This is a genomic window from Massilia sp. 01N410 (genome assembly GCF_056399665.1).
In genome coordinates this window covers 168,038-186,623 of record NZ_JBFTRV010000011.1, presented here as the reverse complement: position 1 = coordinate 186,623, position 18,586 = coordinate 168,038, and the positions used below count along the sequence as shown (strand labels likewise).

Annotated in this window: 14 protein-coding genes; 7 read left to right on the top strand and 7 right to left on the bottom strand. The window is 65.5% G+C overall.

Going from position 1 to position 18,586, the window contains the following annotated elements; all coding sequences use genetic code 11:
* The 6 genes from AC1DOP_RS16530 to AC1DOP_RS16505 form a co-directional block, all read left to right on the top strand.
* Positions 1-972, top strand: a 972-nt coding sequence (locus AC1DOP_RS16530) for an acyl-CoA dehydrogenase (RefSeq protein WP_477252265.1), incomplete at its 5' end; no start/stop codon positions are given.
* An 84-nt stretch (positions 973-1,056) separates the two neighbouring features.
* Positions 1,057-2,898, top strand: coding sequence for a sensor histidine kinase (locus tag AC1DOP_RS16525; RefSeq protein WP_441935215.1), 1,842 nt, complete (start codon positions 1,057-1,059; stop codon positions 2,896-2,898).
* Positions 2,891-4,240 carry a sigma-54-dependent transcriptional regulator gene (locus AC1DOP_RS16520; RefSeq protein ID WP_477252262.1) on the top strand — a complete coding sequence of 450 codons (1,350 nt, stop codon included), beginning with the start codon at positions 2,891-2,893 and terminating at the stop codon, positions 4,238-4,240. Before AC1DOP_RS16525 ends, AC1DOP_RS16520 begins: the two co-directional genes overlap by 8 nt.
* A gap of 60 nt (positions 4,241-4,300) precedes the next feature.
* Positions 4,301-6,103: an ABC transporter substrate-binding protein gene (locus AC1DOP_RS16515; RefSeq protein WP_441935217.1), complete on the top strand. Its 1,803-nt coding sequence runs from the start codon at positions 4,301-4,303 to the stop codon at positions 6,101-6,103.
* 181 nt (positions 6,104-6,284) lie between these two features.
* On the top strand, positions 6,285-9,137 hold the full coding sequence (locus tag AC1DOP_RS16510) for a TonB-dependent receptor domain-containing protein (RefSeq protein WP_441935218.1): 2,853 nt from the start codon (positions 6,285-6,287) through the stop codon (positions 9,135-9,137).
* Positions 9,138-9,228: 91 nt separating this feature from the next.
* Positions 9,229-10,299: a S66 peptidase family protein gene (locus AC1DOP_RS16505; protein ID WP_441935219.1), complete on the top strand. Its 1,071-nt coding sequence runs from the start codon at positions 9,229-9,231 to the stop codon at positions 10,297-10,299.
* Position 10,300: 1 nt separating this feature from the next.
* Here the strand turns inward: AC1DOP_RS16505 and AC1DOP_RS16500 are convergent, their stop codons facing one another.
* Both AC1DOP_RS16500 and AC1DOP_RS16495 read right to left on the bottom strand, forming a co-directional pair.
* On the bottom strand, positions 10,301-10,840 hold the full coding sequence (locus AC1DOP_RS16500) for a PaaI family thioesterase (protein WP_441935220.1): 540 nt from the start codon (positions 10,838-10,840) through the stop codon (positions 10,301-10,303).
* Between the two features lie 66 nt (positions 10,841-10,906).
* Entirely contained in the window at positions 10,907-11,815 is a 909-nt protein-coding gene (locus tag AC1DOP_RS16495) for a LysR family transcriptional regulator (RefSeq protein ID WP_441935221.1), read from the bottom strand.
* A 101-nt stretch (positions 11,816-11,916) separates the two neighbouring features.
* Between AC1DOP_RS16495 and AC1DOP_RS16490 the strand changes: the two genes are divergently transcribed.
* The gene (locus AC1DOP_RS16490; protein WP_441935222.1) at positions 11,917-12,933 is read left to right on the top strand and encodes a zinc-binding alcohol dehydrogenase family protein; all 1,017 of its coding nucleotides are present in this window, start codon (positions 11,917-11,919) and stop codon (positions 12,931-12,933) included.
* Between the two features lie 126 nt (positions 12,934-13,059).
* Here the strand turns inward: AC1DOP_RS16490 and AC1DOP_RS16485 are convergent, their stop codons facing one another.
* The 5 genes from AC1DOP_RS16485 to aceK all read right to left on the bottom strand — a co-directional run bounded on the left by AC1DOP_RS16485 (position 13,060) and on the right by aceK (position 18,547).
* Positions 13,060-13,596: an N-acetyltransferase family protein gene (locus tag AC1DOP_RS16485; RefSeq protein ID WP_477252259.1), complete on the bottom strand. Its 537-nt coding sequence runs from the start codon at positions 13,594-13,596 to the stop codon at positions 13,060-13,062.
* Positions 13,593-14,732, bottom strand: a complete 1,140-nt coding sequence (locus AC1DOP_RS16480) for an acyl-CoA dehydrogenase family protein (protein ID WP_477252257.1) — start codon at positions 14,730-14,732, stop codon at positions 13,593-13,595. The genes AC1DOP_RS16485 and AC1DOP_RS16480 overlap by 4 nt, the downstream gene beginning before the upstream one ends.
* A 33-nt stretch (positions 14,733-14,765) precedes the next feature.
* Positions 14,766-15,434, bottom strand: coding sequence for an SDR family oxidoreductase (locus tag AC1DOP_RS16475; RefSeq protein WP_441935225.1), 669 nt, complete (start codon positions 15,432-15,434; stop codon positions 14,766-14,768).
* Positions 15,435-15,539: 105 nt separating this feature from the next.
* Positions 15,540-16,739, bottom strand: coding sequence for an acetyl-CoA C-acyltransferase (locus tag AC1DOP_RS16470; RefSeq protein WP_441935226.1), 1,200 nt, complete (start codon positions 16,737-16,739; stop codon positions 15,540-15,542).
* Positions 16,736-18,547, bottom strand: a complete 1,812-nt coding sequence (aceK, locus tag AC1DOP_RS16465) for a bifunctional isocitrate dehydrogenase kinase/phosphatase (protein ID WP_477252254.1) — start codon at positions 18,545-18,547, stop codon at positions 16,736-16,738. Before aceK ends, AC1DOP_RS16470 begins: the two co-directional genes overlap by 4 nt.
* Positions 18,548-18,586: the final 39 nt, after the last annotated feature.

The following is an 18,586-nucleotide window of genomic DNA, read 5'->3' as shown; positions in this document are numbered from 1 at the left end:
CCGGAACAGTACGGCGGCCCCGGCCTGAACTATGTGTCGTACGGCCTGATCGCGCGCGAAGTCGAGCGCGTCGATTCCGGCTACCGCTCGATGATGAGCGTGCAATCCTCGCTGGTSATGGTGCCGATCTTTGAATTCGGCAATGAAGAGACCAGGCAGAAATACCTGCCGAAACTGGCCACCGGCGAATGGATCGGCTGCTTCGGCCTGACCGAGCCGAACCACGGTTCGGATCCGGCCTCGATGGTCACCCGCGCCCGCAAAGTGGACGGCGGCTACTCGCTGACCGGCTCCAAGATGTGGATCACGAATTCTCCGGTCGCCGACGTGTTCGTGGTCTGGGCCAAGGACGACGAAGGCGCGATCCGCGGCTTCGTGCTGGAAAAGGGCTGGAAGGGCTTGAGCGCTCCGGCGATCCACGGCAAGTTCGGCCTGCGCTCTTCCGTCACCGGCGAGATCGTCATGGACGAGGTGTTCTGCCCGGAAGAAAAYGCCTTCCCGGAAGTGCGCGGCCTGAAGGGKCCGTTCACCTGCCTGAACTCGGCCAGGTACGGCATCGCCTGGGGCGCGCTGGGCGCGGCGGAAGACTGCTGGCACACCGCGCGCCAGTACGTGCTGGACCGCAAGCAGTTCGGTAAACCCCTCGCCGCGAACCAGCTGGTGCAGAAGAAGCTGGCCGACATGCAGACCGAGATCACCCTGGGCCTGCAAGGCTGCCTGCGCCTGGGCCGCATGAAGGACGAGGGCACCGCCGCCGTCGAGATCACCTCGATCATGAAGCGCAATTCCTGCGGCAAGGCGCTGGACATCGCCCGCGTCGCGCGCGACATGCTGGGCGGTAACGGCATCTCGGACGAGTTCGGCATCATCCGCCACATGGTCAACCTCGAGGTGGTCAACACCTATGAGGGCACGCACGACATCCACGCCCTGATCCTGGGCCGTGCGCAGACCGGCATCGCGGCSTTCTGATCCTTGCCTCCCGGGCGGGCACGCATGAGATACTGCGCGCTCGCCCGGGGCCGCTGACCCGGGAGTCATGTGGACAGGAATGCAATGGCTTTGCGCAGTTGGAGATCGAATCGGAAGCTCGGTGCCGCCTTCGCGGCATGCACGCTGGTGCTCGTCACCGTGTCCGCCTACGCGATCGTCAAGAGCCGCCACCTGAACGAGCTGCACCGTACCCTGGCCTCGCGGGCCGAGGTCTATGGTTCCACCATCGGCGGCGTGATCGACCGCTACGAATTCCTGCCGCTGGCGATCGCCCAGAGCGACCTGGTGTCCGCCCTGCTGGAGCATGAGGGCGGCGTGTCCGCGGGCGAGGTGAATGCCTACCTCGAACGCATCAACCGGCGCGCCGGCGCCTTCGCCGTCTATGTGATCGGCCTGGACGGCACCACGCTGGCCTCGAGCAACTGGAAGGAGCCGACCTCCTATGTCGGCCAGAACTACGGCTTCCGTCCCTATTTCAAGCAGGCCGCCGCCGGCGGCACCGGCCGCTATTACGGCATCGGCGTGTCCACCGGCGAGGCCGGCTATTTCATCGCGCAGCCCGTGTGGCGGCACGAGCGGGTGATCGGCGTGGCCGTCGCCAAGGTCAACCTCGACTGGCTGGAGCGCTCGTGGCGCTCGCACGGCGGCAGCGAGCAGATCCTGGTCAAGGACGGCAACGGCGTGATCCTGCTGTCTTCTTTCGAGGGCTTCAAGTTCAAGCTCGAGGCGCCGCTGTCCGAGGCCGCCCAGCGCAGCATCCGCGAGCAGCGCCAGTTCTACCGCGAAGACCTGACCTTGTTGCCGCACCAGGTGAGGGAGCGTTTTGCCGACGGCGCCTCGGTGCTCTCCTTCGACAATCGCACCGACTACCTGGCGGTCAGCCATCGACTGGCGCCGCTGGAGTGGGACATCACCGTGCTCGCCGAACTCGACCAGGTGCGGGCGGCGGCCAGGAATGCGGCGATTGCCGCTGCCCTCGGCTGGGCCTTACTCATGCTGGGCGCCCTGTATGCCGGCCAGCGCCGCAGCCGCGTCCGCGACCGCCTGAATGCCCAGCAGGCGCTGTCCCAGGCCTATGCGGAACTCGAGGTCAAGGTGGCCCAGCGCACCGCCGACCTGCAAAGCGCCAACCTGCGCCTGCAGGCCGAGGTGAGCGAGCGCGAACGCGCCGAGCGGACCCTGCGCTATGCCCAGTCCGAGCTGGTCCAGAGCGGCAAGCTGGCGGCGATCGGCCAGATGGCGGCCGGCGTCACCCACGAACTCAACCAGCCATTGGCGGCGCTGCAGACCTTCTCCGACAATACCCGGGTGCTGCTGGCGCGTGGCCGCATCGACGACGCGCTGGACAACCTGGCCACCATCTCCGACCTGGTCAAGCGGCTCGGCTACATCACTTCGCAACTGAAGGGGTTTGCCCGCCGCAGCGACGACGGCAAGCAGTCGGCCAGCGTGCGTACCGCCTTTGCCCAGACCATGCTGCAGATCCGCACCCGTCCGGGCAGCGAACGCCTGGCGCTGACGGAGGCGTGGCCCGACCGGGATGTGATCGTGCCCTGCAATCCGATCCGGCTCGAACAGGTGTTCACCAACCTGGTGTCGAACGCGATCGAGGCGGTGGCGGCGCCGGGCGAAGTGCATATCGCCGTCGTCGTGCGGCAGGACGGGGAGCAGGTCACGATCGAGGTCAGCGACAACGGTCCGGGCGTGCCGGTATCCCTCATCGACCGCATCTTCGAACCCTTCTACACCACCAAGGAACAGGGACTGGGACTCGGCCTGTCGATCAGCGCCGGCATCGTCCGCGCCGCCGGCGGCGCGCTGACGGTCCGCAACCGCACCGCGAGCGAAGGCGGCGGCGCCCAGTTCATCATCAGCTTCACCTGCCATAGGGAATCCCATGCTTGAAACCAGCTCCGACGGCATGCAAGTGCTGTACGTGGAAGACGATGCCGTGGTCCGCAAGGGCGTGCGCCAGGCGCTCGAACTGGCCGGGCTGAACGTCATCGCCTGCGCCACGGCCGAGGAGGCGCTACCCCACCTGTCGCTGGCCTTCCGCGGCATCCTGCTGAGCGACGTCAGGCTGCCGGGCATCGACGGCCTGAAGCTGCTGAAGATGGCGGTCGAGAAGGATGCGACCCTGCCGGTGATCCTGGTGACCGGCCATGGCGACGTCTCGATGGCGGTCGACGCCATGCGCCAGGGCGCCTACGACTTCATCGAGAAGCCGTTTTCCACCGACCTGCTGCTCGAAGTCTGCCGGCGCGCGCTCGACAAGCGGCGCCTGGTGCTGGAGAACCTGGACTTGCGGCGCCAGCTGGACAACCGCGCCGGCATCGAGGCCCGGGTGATCGGCCGCAGCAGCGCCATGACCCGCGTGCGCCAGCTGGTGCTGAACCTGGCCCCCAAGGATGCCGACGTGATCATCCTGGGCGAAACCGGCACCGGCAAGGAATTGATCGCGCGCTGCCTGCACGAATTCAGCGAACGCAGCCAGCATCCCTTCGTGGCCCTGAATTGCGGCGCCCTGCCGGAGTCGATGTTCGAATCGGAACTGTTCGGCCACGAGGAGGGCGCCTTCACCGGGGCCCAGCGCCAGCGCATCGGCAAGATCGAGTATGCCAACGGCGGCACCCTGTTCCTCGACGAAATCGAAAGCATGCCGCTGGCGCTGCAGGTCAAGCTGCTGCGCGTGCTGCAGGAACGCAAGGTCGAGCGGCTCGGCTCGAACCGCCTGATTCCGGTGAACTTCCGCGTCATCACCGCGGCCAAGGAAGACCTGGCGGCGCTGGCGGAGCAGGGCAGCTTCCGCGCCGACCTGTATTACCGCCTGAACGTGGCCAGCCTGACCCTGCCGGCCCTGCGCAACCGGCGCGAGGACATTCCCTTGCTGTTCGAATTCTTCGTGCTGCAGGCGGCGCGGCGCTACGGCCAGCCGGCCCCGCTGGTGGGCGAGGAGCTGCTGCATGCGCTGATGGCGCATCGCTGGTCCGGCAATGTGCGCGAACTGCAGAACGTGGCCGACCGCTTCGTGCTGGGACTGCTCGACGATAGCCTGGCGCCGGCCGAAGCCAGGCGCGAAGTCTCGCTGGCGGAACAGGTCGACGCCTTCGAGCGCTCGATCATCGAAGAAACGCTGCGCCGCCATGGCGGTAACATCATCGATGCCGCGCAAAGCCTGAACATCCCGAAAAAGACCCTGTACGACAAGCTGAAGCGTTTCGACATCTCCACCGCGCAATTCCGCTGACGCGTATTGCTTATCGCTAAGGCCTGGGCCTATGATACGCAACGCTTTCAGGACCCCGCCATGCCGATACCCCGATTCCTCGCCGCCGCTGCCTCCCTGTCTTTCTCGTTCGCCCTGCTGCACTCGCCGGTCCAGGCCGCGCCAGCCGGCGAGCCGACCAAGGTCTTGCACATGTTCCTGTCGACCAGCGAGGCCGGCCTCGATCCGGCGGTCGGCTCGGACCTGGCCACCTTGTCGCTGCTGGAAAACCTGTTCGACCCGCTGCTGCGCTACGACTACCTGGCGCGGCCGGTAAAACTGCAGGGGAATACGGCAACCGGCCTGCCGACGGTGGACGACGGCGGCCGCACTTACACCTTCCGCATCCGTCCCGGCATCCATTTCACGCCGGACCCGGCCTTCAAGGGCGGCAAGCGCGAAGTCACGGCCCAGGACTATGTGTACAGCTTCAAGCGCCTGTACGACCCGACCCTGCATTCGCCCTTCGGCTACATCTTCGACGGCAAGCTGGTGGGCGACGAAGCGCTCAAGAAGAATTTCAGCTATGCCACCGAGATCCCGGGCCTGCAGGCGGTCGACCGCTACACCCTGCGCATCCGCCTGAAGGAACCCGACAACAACTTCCTGTTCTACATGGCGATGCCGGCGGCGTCCGTGGTCGCGCGCGAGGTGATCGAAGCCTATCCGGGCCAGGCCGGCAACCACCCGGTCGGCACCGGCCCCTTCATGATCGGCGACTGGAAGCATAGCGACCGCATCGTGCTGCTGAAGAATCCGGCCTCCAGCGCCGTCTTCCACACCAGCCTGGGCGAGCAGAACGATGCCGGCGACAAGGCCCTGGCCGCGGCGCTGGAAGGCCGGCAGCTGCCGCGCGTGGACCGCGTCGAGGTCAAGATTGCCGAGGAATTCCAGGGCCGCATGCTGGGCTTCCTGAACGGCGAATACGATTACCTCGAACAGGTGCCGGAATCGATGACCGACATGGTGATCCAGGACGGCAAGCTCAAGCCCGAGCTGACGGCGCGCGGCATGCAGCTGACCCGCTTCCCGGTGCTGCAGACCTACTATATGTGGATGAACATGCAGGACCCGGTCGTCGGCGGTTATACCAAGGACAAGATCGCGCTGCGCCGCGCCATCTCCCTCAGCTACAACAACGCCGAAGACATCGCCCTGCTGAAGAAGGGCTTTGCGATGAAGGCCGATTCGCCGCTGCCGGCCGGCGTGCTGGGCTACGACCCGGATTACCGCAGCCCGGTGCCCTACGATCCGGCCCTGGCCAACGCCCTGCTGGACCGCTACGGCTACGGCAAGCGCGACCCGGACGGTTTTCGCCGCCAGCCGAACGGCGCCCCCCTGACCCTGGTGATGAGCAGCGAAGCCACGGTCGGCGGCCGCCTGCGCGACGAGCTGTGGCGGAAGTGCCTGAACGCGATCGGCCTGCGCGTGGTCTTCAAGTCGGACAAGAAGCCGGAGATCATCAAGGCTTCGCGCCTGGGCAAGGTGCAGATGTTCGAGAGTAACTGGGTGGCCGACTTCCCCGACGGCGACAACTTCTACCAGCTGCTCTACGGCCCCAACGCCGGCCGCGCGAACTATGCGCGCTTTAACCTGCCGGCCTATAACGAGCGCTACGAACAGGCGCGCGCCCTGCACGACGGTCCCGAGCGGCAAAAGCTGTATTTCGAGATGAACCAGCTGATCCACGCCTATAACCCATGGGTACCCTTGACCCATGTGCTCTCGGCCGATATCCGTCAACCGTGGCTGAAAAACTACAAACGCCACCCGGTCGAATTCACGCAATGGCGTTATCTGGACGTCGATGTTGCGGAAAGAGCACGCGCTACCCGAGGGAAATGATAGTTTTTGCTAGATTTTCCCTAGCTAAACATTCCCTGTAGTTATACTCAGCTCCGGATTTTTCATTGGAACGCGCAAATACGTCCGCGTACCCTCGAAATCAAAATAACGTAATGCAAAGACATTACTTGACAGTACAAAATCCCAAAAGACAGTCGCAGCACTACCCAAGGAGAGACGCGTGAAGTTGAAGAAGTTAGCACAGATGATCGCCCTGATCGGCATCGTCAGCCCGGCCGTTGCACAGGAAGTGCCGGCGGATAAGCCGATCCAGCGCGTTGAAATCACGGGTAGTAGCATCAAGCGCATCGCCAAGGAAGGCGCGCTGCCGCTGGAAATCATCAGCCGCAAGCAGATGGAAGACCAGGGTATCGTCACCGCCGAGCAGTTGATCGCCAACCTGAACGTCAACGGCAACGGCTCGGACAACCTGGCCTCGAACTCGGACGTCACCTCCGGCGCCCAGCGCGGCAACAACGGCGCCTCGAGCGCCAACCTGCGCGGCCAGGGCGCCGACTCGACCCTGGTGCTGCTGAACGGCCGCCGCGTGGCGACCTACGGCATGAAGGGCTCGGCGGTCGACCTGAACTCGATCCCGTTCGCCGCGGTGGAGCGCGTCGAGGTGCTGAAGGACGGCGCTTCGGCGATCTACGGTACCGACGCGATCGGCGGCGTGATCAACTTCATCACCAAGAAGAATTACCACGGCCTGGAAGCCCAGGCATTCGAAGACGCTACCCAGCACGGCGGTGCGAACATCGCACGCGCCTCCCTGACCGGCGGCTGGGGCGACCTCGACAAGGACGGCTACAACCTGCTGGTGACCGGCGCGCGCGCCGAGAACAATGCCTTGAAGGGCAGCCAGCGCGACTTCGTCAACACCTTCCAGCCGAACCGCGGCGTGTCGGTCGACACCCGCGGCGCACCGTTCGCGAACGTGTTCGGCGTGTCGCCGACCTCGTACGGCAAGACCCTGCTGGGCACCAACGCCAGCGGCGTGGCGGCGGCAGGCGGTACCCAGCTGTACAACGGCATCAGCGTGCTGGACCTGCCGGGCGGCAAAGGCTGCAACAGCATCGACGGCATGGCCGCCTATGACGAAAAACTGTGGGACACCCCGAGCGCCGCTTACGGCTGCGCATGGGATACCGGCCGTGCGGCCGTCCTGCAGCAGCCGGTGACCAGCAACAATGGCCTGGCGCGCCTGACCATCCAGCGCGGCGAGCACCAGCTGTTCGCCGAACTGGTCGGTTCGCAAGTGACCTCGAAGAAGAGCTTCTCGCCGAACCAGATCTCGCCGTCGACCGTCAACTTCCCGTACAGCTCGTTCTACCCGAGCACCGGCTCGGCGTACAACATGGTGTACAACGAGCTGGTCAAGGTATTCCCGAGCATCGCCGCCAACTATGGCTCGCCGATCGCCTACCGCTGGCGCTGCATGGAGTGCGGCAACCGCGAGATCGAGACCGAAAGCAAGGCAGGCCGCCTGCAAATCGGCGCCGATGGTCCGCTGACCCTGTTCGGCCGCCGCTTCGACTACCGCGTCGGCCTGTCGAAGGCCTACAGCGAAGCCGAATCGCACCTGGGCAAGGGCTATAACTACACCGCCGCCCTGGCCAATGCGCTGGGTACCGGCATCATCAACCCCTTCCTGCTGCCGGGCGAGAAGCAGAGCCAGGCCGCGATCGACCTGATCAAGAGCACCTCGGCCGAAGGCGTCACCATGTACGGCGGCCGCACCACCCTGACGCAGGCCGACGCCGCGCTGTCGGGCGAGGTGTTCCAGCTGCCGGCCGGCGCCGTCATGGCCGCGATTGGTACGGACCTGCGCCGCGAAGGCTACTCGTTCAACGGCGACGGCCGTGCCGCGTCAGCCCGTCCGGCCATCCTGAACGCGCCGTTCGACGACCAGAACGCGCTGAAAGAACAGAAACGCGACATCAAGGCGGTCTACTTCGAGTTCCTGATCCCGGTCACCAAGTCGCTGGAGCTGAACATCGCCGGCCGCCAGGATCATTACTCCGGCTTCGGCAACACTTTCAACCCGAAATACTCGTTCCGCTTCCAGCCGATCGATTCGCTGATGTTCCGCGGTTCGTACAACACCGGCTTCCGCGCACCGTCGTTCAATCAGCTGTTCAACGGCATCACCGAGTCGCAGTACGCCGGCAAGGACTTCGCCGACCCGGCCAAGTGCCCGACCCTGAAGGTCGACAGCAGCAAGCCGGGCTGCGAATCGGTCACCCCGGTCATCTGGACCGGCGGCAGGACCAACCTGGGTCCGGAAACCGCCAAGCAGGGCACGCTGGGCGTGGTCTGGCAGCCGCTGGCCAACTTCTCGATGAATGCCGACCTGTGGGAAATCCGCAAGCAGAACACCATCGACTCGTTCACGCTGGCGACCATGACCGCGAACTACAACCTGTTCAAGGACCAGTTCCTGCGTGACGGCGCCGGCAACCTGACCGTCGTCGACCAGCGCTGGGTGAACGCCGGCGAGCGCATCACCCGCGGCCTGGAACTGGGCGCCCGCACCAACGGCAAGCTGGGCCAGGGCACCTGGACCGCCAGCATCGACGGTACCCGCCTGCTGGAGAAGAAGTCGCGCGCGACCACGAACAGCGCCTTCGGTCCCAGCGAAGTCGGCCTGTTCACCTTCACCGGCGACCTCGGCCTGAAGTGGAAGCACACCGCCTTCCTGACCTACAAGCAGGGCGACTGGAACACCACGCTGACCAACGTCTACCGCGCGGGCTACAAGGACCAGGTGCTGCCGGGCGTGGCCAACGGCGTCGTCCATCCGGCCGACCTCAATCCGGACGTCAAGGCTTACTCGATCTTCCACCTGAGCCTGAGCTACACCGGCGTGCCGAACACCACGATCACGGCCGGCATCAAGAACCTGTTCGACAAGGACCCGCCGTTCGCGATCACCTACGACAGCAACTCGGGTGCGGGCAGCACCTGGGAGCCGCGTGTGGCCGATCCGCGTGGCCGTTCCTTCACGCTGCTGGCGAACTACAAGTTCTTCTGATCGCCCGTATCGCCAACGGCCCGTCGACCGGGGAGCATGTCTCCCCGGCCCGCGGGCCGTTTTTCATTGTTCAATTCAGACGCTAGCGCATATGTCGAGTCACAGCACCATCAGCAGGCGCGGTTTCGGCAAGCTGGCAGCCGCCTCGCTGCTGCTGCCGGCGGCGTTGCCAAGCCTGGCGGCCACGCGTCCGCGCACCTCTCCCATGAAACACCTGATCAAACCTCCCCGTCTCAACAAGGGCGACCTGGTCGGCCTGATCGCACCGGGCGGCTACACCAGCGACGCCTCGATCCAGAAGGCCGTGAAAAACATCGAAGCGCTGGGCTTCCGGGTCAAGCCGGGCAACTACCTGCGCGAGGTCTGGGGCAACTACGGCGGCACGGTCGCGGCCCGCATCGCCGACCTGCACGGCATGGTTCGCGACCCCGAGGTGAAAGCCATCTGGGCGATCCGCGGCGGCTCCGGCTGCATCTCGCTGCTCAAGCACCTGGACTTCGAACTGATCCGCAAGCACCCGAAGATCCTGCTCGGCTACTCGGACATCACGGCCCTGCACCTGGCCATCCACCGCCACGCCGGCGTGGTGAGCTTCCACGGCCCGGTGGCGTCGAGCACGCCGTCCGATTACTCGAACCAGCACATGCTGGCGGTGCTGATGGATCCGCGCGCCAGCTACACGATTCCGATGTCGGCGGAGAATGCGCGCCGCGCGCTGCAGGAGCCGCAGTACGCGATCCGCACCGTGCATGGCGGCGTGGCCACCGGCCCGCTCATGGGCGGCAACCTGTCGCTGGTGAGCGCGCTGGCCGGCACGCCCTATGCCGCCGATTTCCGCGACAGCCTGCTGTTCATCGAAGAGGTGAACGAAGAGCCCTACCGGATCGACCGCTGGATGACGCAACTGGACCTGGCCGTGGGCCTGGACAAGGCGGCCGGGGTCATGATCGGCATCTGCGAGAACTGCGGCCCGCAAGGTCAGGGCTCGTCCTTGAGCCTGGACGAAACGCTCGACCTGCACCTGCAGTCCCTGCACGTGCCGGCGGTGAGCGGCTATTCCTTCGGCCACATTCGCAACCAGTTCACGATCCCGGTGGGCGTGCGCGCTACCCTCGATACGGCGGCGCAGACTTTGACCTTGCTGGAGCCTGCGGTAAGCTGATTCAGCGGGCGTTAAAGACCATGCAGGTGGTGGTCGCATGCGCATACAGCCTGCCTTGCGCGTCGACGATCTTGCCTTCGGCGGTGGCCAGCTGGCGGCCGCAATGCAGGACGGTGCCGATCGCCCGCAGCGGCCCGCCGTCCAGGCGCGCGCCGCGCACCAGGTTCACGCTCAGTTCCGCCGTGGTGTAGGCCTGGCCCGGCGCCAGGCTGGTCTGCACCGCGCAGCCGACCGCCGAATCGAGCAGGGTGGCGTACCAGCCGCCGTGCACGGTGCCCATCGGGTTCAGGTGCTTCTGCTGCGGCGTGCCCTGGAAGATCGCCTCGCCACGGCTGACTTCGACGAGGCGGAAGTCCAGGGTCTCGGCGATCGGCGCGTAGGGAAAGCGGCCTTCGAGCAGGGCCTGCATGATGTCCAGGCCCGTCATCGAACGCGCCTGATCGGCCGGCACCACGCCGGCACGAGCGCCGTTCTGCTCCGCCCGTGCCCGCACTTCCTCCAGCTGCCGCTGCCATAGTTCCATCGTCGCCTGCGCGTCCATGCCGCCTCCTTTTCATGATCAAAGGAGCATTCTGCACCGGTGGCGCCAAGTCTGCTGGCGGCGGCTTCAGCTGCCCACCAGCGTCCTGCAGCGGCTCACCAGGAATTCGCGCAGCACCCGCACCGCCGGCGACACCTGCTTGCGGTTCGCCACCAGCATCGTCAGCGGCGCATTGACGCCTTCCCACTCCGGCAGGATCAGGCGCAGGCGGCCGCTGGCAAGGTCGGCATGCACGTCGATGCGCGAGCGGTAGCAGATGCCGAGGCCCGCCAGCGCCCAACGTTTGACGATCTCGGAATCGTCGGCCACGCGGTCGCCCTGCACGGCGACCTCGATCTCCTCGTCTCCCTTGCGGAAGCGCCAGCGGTCGTTGACGGCTTCGTCCAGCATGAAGCACAGGCAGTTGTGGGCTTCCAGTTCGCGCGGCGAGGCCGGCACGCCATGCCGTGCCAGATAGGCCGGCGAAGCGCACAGCACGCGCCGGTTTTCTTCCAGCAGCGGCAGCGCCACCATGCTGGATTCCGGCTGCGCGCCGAAGCGCAGCGCGATGTCGACCGGTTCGCGGTAGATGTTGGCGAGGCGGTCGGTGAGCTGCAGCTTCAGCTTCACGCCCGGATAGCGCGCCTGGAAATCGTTCAGCCAGGGCAGCACTACATGGCGTCCGAGGTCGGAAGGCATCGAGATCTGCAGCTGGCCTTCGATGGCATCCTGGCCAGCCCGTACTTCGTCTTCCGCTTCGCGCAGGCCGTCCAGTAAGGCCTTGCTGCGCGCCAGCAGGCGCTCGCCGGCCAGGGTCAGGCGCATGCTGCGCGTGCTGCGGACGAACAGGGCCGCGTCGAGGTCGGTCTCCAGGCGCTTCAGGCTGGCGCTGGCCACCGCCGGCGAGATGTCGAGCATTCTTGCGGCGGCCGACAGGCTGCCCTGTTCGGCGGTGGCCACGAAGGTCTCCAGGTCCTGCAGCTTCTTGATTTTCAAGATTTCATTGAAAGTGATATCCGGATTGCCCAGTTTATCAAAAAGCCCGGGCTGGTCAGAATGGCATCCATCGCATCGTTATTTCGACAAGGAGCCTGCACATGAAAGCCATCGGATACCAGAACAACCTCGCCATCGACCAGCCGGAATCGCTGGTCGACATCACGCTGCCCGATCCGGTCGCCAAGGGCCACGACCTGCTGGTCGAGGTGCGCGCGGTGTCGGTCAATCCGGTCGACACCAAGGTGAGAAAGAGCGCCAAACCGGAAGCGGGGCAGTGGAAGGTGCTGGGCTGGGATGCGACCGGTATCGTGAAAGCCGTCGGCCCGGAAGTCACCCTGTTCAAGCCGGGCGACCGCGTCTGGTATGCCGGCTCGATTGCCCGCGCCGGCAGCAACAGCGAGCTGCAGCTGGTCGACGAGCGCATCGTCGGCCGCATGCCGGCCTCGCTGGATTTCGGCGCCGCCGCGGCGCTGCCGCTGACCGGCCTGACGGCCTGGGAGATGCTGTTCGACCGCCTGCAGGTGCCTCGCGACGATAGCGGTAAAGGGAAGACGCTGCTGGTGATCGGCGCGGCGGGCGGCGTCGGCTCGATCCTGGTGCAGCTGGCGCGCCAGCTCACGCAATTGACCATCATCGGCACCGCTTCGCGCCCTGAAACGCGGGAATGGGTGCGCGAACTCGGCGCCCATCATGTGATCGACCACAGCAAGCCGCTGGCGGCGGAGATCGCGGCCGCCGGGCTGGCCCAGCCGGAGTACGTGGTCAGCCTGACCCACAGCGACCAGCACTTCGACCAGGTTGTCGAGGCCATCGCGCCGCAGGGCAAGTACAGCCTGATCGACGACCCGACCACGCCGCTCGACATCATGAAATTCAAGCGCAAGGCGGTGTCGCTGCACTGGGAGCTGATGTTCACGCGCTCGCTGTTCAACACGCCCGACATGATCGAGCAGCACCGCATCCTGGATCGGCTGGCGGAGCTGGTCGATGCGGGGACGATCCGCACCACGGCGAATGAGAACTTCGGGCGTATCAATGCGGAGAATCTGCGGCGGGCGCATGCGCTGATCGAGTCGGGGCGCGCGCGCGGGAAGATCGTGCTGGAGGGGTTCTAAGCAGCGCTACTTCCGGACGACGAACTGGAGTTGGTACGGGACATGATGAGGGGAGGTCAAGAGTTGCTTATTGGTAAATAATTGCAACTCTAGCATGACTGCTCGGCAAAGTGAACCGGCGAATGTTCAGCCCAGCGCGCGCGTCATGTAGCTCAGATCCTGGCTCACACCATCGATCTCCAGCATGTCCTCGATCCTCGCCGTCATCGCAAAACCCGAACGCAGGTAAAGCGCCACGGCCGGCCGGTTCTCCGACAGGACTTCGAGATCGATCCACTTCAGCCCATCCACGCCGCGCGCCCAGTCGATGGCGGTATCGACCAGCCGCATCCCCAGCCCACACCGCCGGTAAGCCCGATGCACGCCCATCCCCAGCATCGCGCGATGCCGCGCCAGCGGTTCCGGCCGCGCACGCAAGTCGATGTGACCCGCGATCGAGCCGCGGCTATCGACCGCCAGCCACAGGCGGCGCCAGCCCGGCTCGCCGACCGGGATGGCGAGACCTTCGATGAAGGCCACCTTCAGGCCGGGCGGGAGCTGCGACTGCGCCCTCGACAAGGGCTGGAACAGCGGGGCGCCATCACGACCGTTGTCGCGCAAATGATCGTCCAGGTAGACGAAGAAGGGCGGCAGGTCGGCCGCACCTGCCGGCCGGATGTTCACAGCGCCCGCGCGATCAGGATCTTCTGGATGTCGCTGGTGCCTTCGTAGATCTGGCACACGCGCACATCGCGGTAGATGCGCTCGACCGGGAAGTCGGCCACGTAGCCGTAGCCGCCGAACACCTGCATGGCGCTGGAGACGACGCGCTCGGCCATCTCGGAGGCGAACAGCTTGGCCATCGCCGCTTCCTTCAGGCAGGGCAGGCCCGCGTCCTTCATCGAGGCCGCGTGCAGGATCAGCTGGCGCGCGGCTTCGATCTGCATGGCCATCTCGGCCAGGCGGAACTGCACGGCCTGGTGGTCGAAGATGGCGGTGCCGAAGCTCTCGCGTTCCTTCGCATAGGCCAGCGCCGCTTCGAAGGCTGCGCGCGCCATGCCGACCGATTGCGAGGCGATGCCGATGCGGCCGCCCTCCAGGCCGGACAGGGCGATCTTGTAGCCTTGCCCTTCTTCGCCGATCAGGTTCTCCGCCGGGATACGGCAGTTCTCGAACACGATCTGCGCTGTGTCCGAGGAGTGCTGGCCCATCTTGTGTTCGATGCCGGCGACGATGTAGCCGGGCGTATTCGTCGGCACCCAGAAGGCGCTGATGCCCTTCTTGCCGGCAGCTTTGTCCGTGACCGCCATGACGATGGCGACGTCGCCGTTCTTGCCGCTGGTGATGAACTGCTTGGTGCCGTTGATGATGTACTCATCGCCCGCATCACTGCTCACCCGGACGGCGGTGGTGCGCAGGGCGGCGGCATCGCTGCCGGTATGCGGCTCGGTGAGGGCGAAGGCGCCCAGCATCTCGCCTTGCGCCAGCGGGCGCAGCCACTTTTCCTTTTGCGCCTCGTTCGCGTACATCATCGCGATCGAGCATACCGGGCAGTTGTTCACCGAGATGATGGTCGAGGTGCCGCCGTCGCCGGCCGCAATCTCTTCCAGCACCAGGGCCAGCGACACGTAGTCGAGGCCCGCGCCGCCGTACTGTTCCGGCACCGCGACGCCGAAGGCGCCCAGCTGGGCCAGTTCCTTCAGTTCCTCTTTCGGAAAATGCTGCTCGCGGTCCCAGCGCGCCGCGTTGGGCGCGAGGCGCTCCTGCGAATAGCTGCGCAGGGCGTCGCGGATCATCTGGTGTTCTTCGCTCAGAATCATATGTCTCGTATCGTTATCGTTGTTCGTGACGGCTTACCAGCTGATCGGTGTACCGTCGTGGTTCAGGAAGGCGCCGTTCTTCGAGGCGTCGGCCCCGGCCAGGGTGGCGCGCAAGGTGCGCACGCTTTCTTCGACGCTGAGCGGGGCGCCGGCGCCGCCCATGTCGGTCTGCACCCAGCCCGGGTGGAAGCTGAGGCAGGTGACGCCTTGCGGCCCGAAGCTCAGCGCGGCGTCCTTCAGCACCGAATTCAGTGCCGCCTTGCTGGCGCGGTACAGCGAGCCGGAGGCATTGCTGCGCTCGCCGATCGAGCCCATGCGCGAAGAGATCACCGCCAGCCTGCCGCGCGCGTTCGCCACCAGCGGGCCGACGATGGGCAGCAGGCGCATCGCCGCCAGCACGTTGGTGTGCATGACGGCGTCGAACTCCTGCTGGGTCGGAAAGCCGTCGTGGCGCGGACCGTAGACACCAGCCACCAGCCAGGCGTGATCGATCTTCTCGTCGTCCAGTTTCCATCCCAGGCCGCCGATCGCTTCCGGATTGGTCACGTCGAGCTGGTGGGCTTCGGCGCCCAGTTCGCGCAGCGCGTCGCAGTCCTGCGGTTTGCGGGCGGTGGCGATCACGCGCCAGCCGTCGGCGCGGTACTGGCGCACCATTTCGTGGCCGATGCCGCGCGAGGCACCAATAATGAGGGCGGTGGACATGATGAGCTCCTAAGGCATTTGGTAACAAATCGCCAGCATAGCGTAGGGTGGGCACACCGTGCCCACGCAAACGCCGAACGTGGGCACACCGTGCCCACCCTACGATCAGATCATCTCGATCGCCATCGCCGTCGCTTCGCCGCCGCCAATGCACAGCGAGGCCACGCCGCGCTTGCCGCCGGTCTTCTTCAGCGCGCCCAGCAGGGTGACGATGATGCGCGCGCCCGAGGCGCCGATCGGGTGGCCCAGCGCGCAGGCGCCGCCGTGGATGTTGACCTTGCTGTGCGGGATGTCGAGGTCGCGCATGGCGGCCATCGGCACCGCGGCGAAGGCTTCGTTGATCTCGAAGAGGTCGACGTCGCTGGCCTTCCAGCCGGTCTTTTCGAACAGCTTCTTCATCGAGCCGATCGGCGCGGTGGTGAACAGGTTCGGTTCCTGGGCGAATGTAGCGTGGCCGACGACGCGGGCGATCGGGGTCAGGCCCAGCTCCTTGGCGGTCGACTCGCGCATCATGACCAGGGCGGCGGCGCCGTCGTTGATCGACGAGGACGAGGCGGCGGTCACGGTGCCGTCCTTCTTGAAGGCGGGCTTGAGCGACGGGATCTTGTCGATCTTGGCCTTCAGCGGGCCTTCATCCTTTTCGATGATTTGTTCACCCAGGCGGTTGGCGACGGTCACCGGCGCGACTTCCCATGCGAAGCTGCCGTCGTTGTTGGCGGCTTGCGCGCGCTTGACGGATTCGATCGCGAAGTTGTCCTGCTCTTCGCGGGTGAACTGGTAAGTCGCCACGCACTCTTCGGCGAAGGTGCCCATCGAGCGGCCTTCGCCGGTCTTTTCGTTGCGCGAGTAGGCGTCTTCGAGGCCGTCCAGCATCATGTGATCGAACATCGGCGCGTGGCCGATGCGGTAGCCGCCGCGTGCTTTCGGAATCAGGTAGGGGGCGTTGGTCATCGACTCCATGCCGCCGGCGACGATCACGTCGGCGCTGCCGGCTTTCAGGGCGTCGTAGCCGAAGATCGCGGCCTGCATCGCCGAGCCGCACATCTTGGAGAGGGTCACGGCGCCGGTGGACATCGGCAGGCCGGCCTTGATCAGCGCCTGGCGCGCCGGGGCCTGGCCCTGGCCGGCCATCAGGCAGTTGCCGAAGTAGACGTGTTCGACCTTGATTGGGTCGACGCCGGCGCGTTCGACGGCGGCCTTGATCGCCACCGCGCCCAGGTCGCTTGCGGTCTTGGAGGAGAAATCGCCCTGGAAGGCACCCATCGGGGTACGGGCTGCGCCGACGATAACGACTGGATCATTCATTGTAAGGTCTCCAAGTTGGAAGATGGCGGACTGGCCGCCGGGTTAAATGGGTGAAAACGGATCTGCTGCGGATACGGGAACACGTCCTCGACCACGCCGGCCTGGATGCGTTCCTTGTGCGACTGCCACCATGCGCGCGTGAGAAGTTCTGCGTGATGGCGCATGAAGACTGCGCGGATCTTCGGGTTGGCGAGCAGGAAGCGTTCGAACTGCTCGGGAAACACGTCGTAACGGCCGATCGGGTACCAGGGCTCGGCGGCCATCTCGTCCTCTTCGTTGCGCGGGGCCGGGATGTCGCGGAAGTTGCAGTCGGTGAGGTACTCGATCTCGTCGTAATCGTAGAACACGACGCGGCCATGGCGGGTGACGCCAAAATTCTTGTACAGCATATCGCCTGGAAAAATATTCGCGGCGACCAGGTCGCGGATCGCGTTGCCGTACTCGAGCACGCCGTGCTCGAGGCGGGCTTCGTCGCCGCTGCGCTCGGCGTCCTGCAGGTACAGGTTCAGCGGCACCATGCGGCGCTCGATGTACAGGTGCCTGATGACGACGCGGTCGCCCTCGATCTCGAGCAGCGAAGGGGCGTCGCGCCGCAGCTGGTCCAGCAGCTGCTCCGGGAAGCGCGCCAGCGGGAAGGCGACGTCCGAGTATTCCAGCGTGTCGGCCATGCGGCCCACGCGGTCGTGGTGCTTCACCAGCAGGTATTTTTCCTTGATTCTCTCGCGCGTGGTTTCCTTCGGCGGCGGATACCAGTCCTTGATCGCCTTGAACACATAGGGGAAGGACGGCAGCTCGAACACCAGCATCACCAGGCCGGGAATGCCGGGGGCGATGCGGAACTCGTCCGAGCTGTGCTTCAGGTGCTGCAGGAAGTCACGGTAGAACAGGGTCTTGCCCTGTTTCTGCAGGCCGAGCACGGTGTAGAGTTCGCTCCTCGGCTTCTTCGGCATCAGGCTGCGCAGGAACTGCACATAGCTCGACGGGACTTCCATGTCGACCAGGAAGTAGGCACGCGTGAACGAGAACAGGATCAGCACCTGCTCGGGTTCGGTGAGCACGGTGTCGAGGACCAGCCGCCCGGCGCGGTCGTGCAGGACCGGAATGACGAAGGGGACTTCGCGCGCGCCGTTGATGGCGCGGCCGACGATGTAGGCACCCTTGTTGCGGAAGAACAGGTTTGAGAGCACCTGCAGCTGCTGGTTCGGTTCCGCCTTGTCCAGCCCGAACTTCTCGACCATGCGCCGCTCGACCAGGGCGACGTCGCGGTCGAGGTCGGCGAACGGGCAGGCCAGCTGGAAGTTGGTGACGATGCGGCGCAGGGCGAAACGCAGGCCGTCCGCCCGCGGGTAGTAGACGCGGTAGGTCGGCTGCGGTTCATCGGTCTCGATATAGTCGGTCGAGACGGCCGGGCGCACGAAAATGAAATCGTTGCGGTAGTAGCGGCGGTGCAGGATGTGGCAGCTGACGGAGTTGAAAAAGCTTTCCGCCAGCTCGGGACGCTTGTGGCCGGTCAGCAGGCCGATGTAATGCAGCTTGGTCTCGCGCCATGTCTCGTCGTTGAAGTCCCCGGGCGCGTAGGCTTCTTCGAGGACGTGCACGCACTCCTGCACGCGCTTGTCGTAGAAGTCGATGCGCTCGCGCGCGGCGCGCTGGGCGGTGCTCCAGTCGGCCTTCTCGAAATAGCCCTTGGCCGCCTGGCTGGCCTGGCGGAACAGCGAGTAATGGCGGTCGAAGCCGTCCAGGATGGTCCGCGCGATGTCGAAGGCGACCTGCGACGAGAGCAGTTTGGGGAAACTTGCCTGGGTCATCGGTTTTCTGCGAGGTGGAGGGTGGACGGGGATATTGTA

Coding starts and splice junctions, on each gene's coding strand:
- AC1DOP_RS16525 (WP_441935215.1), top strand. CDS start 1,057: ATGGCTTTGCGCAGTTGGAGATCGAATCGGAAGCTCGGTGCCGCCTTC.
- AC1DOP_RS16520 (WP_477252262.1), top strand. CDS start 2,891: ATGCTTGAAACCAGCTCCGACGGCATGCAAGTGCTGTACGTGGAAGAC.
- AC1DOP_RS16515 (WP_441935217.1), top strand. CDS start 4,301: ATGCCGATACCCCGATTCCTCGCCGCCGCTGCCTCCCTGTCTTTCTCG.
- AC1DOP_RS16505 (WP_441935219.1), top strand. CDS start 9,229: ATGTCGAGTCACAGCACCATCAGCAGGCGCGGTTTCGGCAAGCTGGCA.
- AC1DOP_RS16500 (WP_441935220.1), bottom strand. CDS start 10,840: ATGGACGCGCAGGCGACGATGGAACTATGGCAGCGGCAGCTGGAGGAA.
- AC1DOP_RS16490 (WP_441935222.1), top strand. CDS start 11,917: ATGAAAGCCATCGGATACCAGAACAACCTCGCCATCGACCAGCCGGAA.
- AC1DOP_RS16480 (WP_477252257.1), bottom strand. CDS start 14,732: ATGATTCTGAGCGAAGAACACCAGATGATCCGCGACGCCCTGCGCAGC.
- AC1DOP_RS16475 (WP_441935225.1), bottom strand. CDS start 15,434: ATGTCCACCGCCCTCATTATTGGTGCCTCGCGCGGCATCGGCCACGAA.
- AC1DOP_RS16470 (WP_441935226.1), bottom strand. CDS start 16,739: ATGAATGATCCAGTCGTTATCGTCGGCGCAGCCCGTACCCCGATGGGT.
- aceK (WP_477252254.1), bottom strand. CDS start 18,547: ATGACCCAGGCAAGTTTCCCCAAACTGCTCTCGTCGCAGGTCGCCTTC.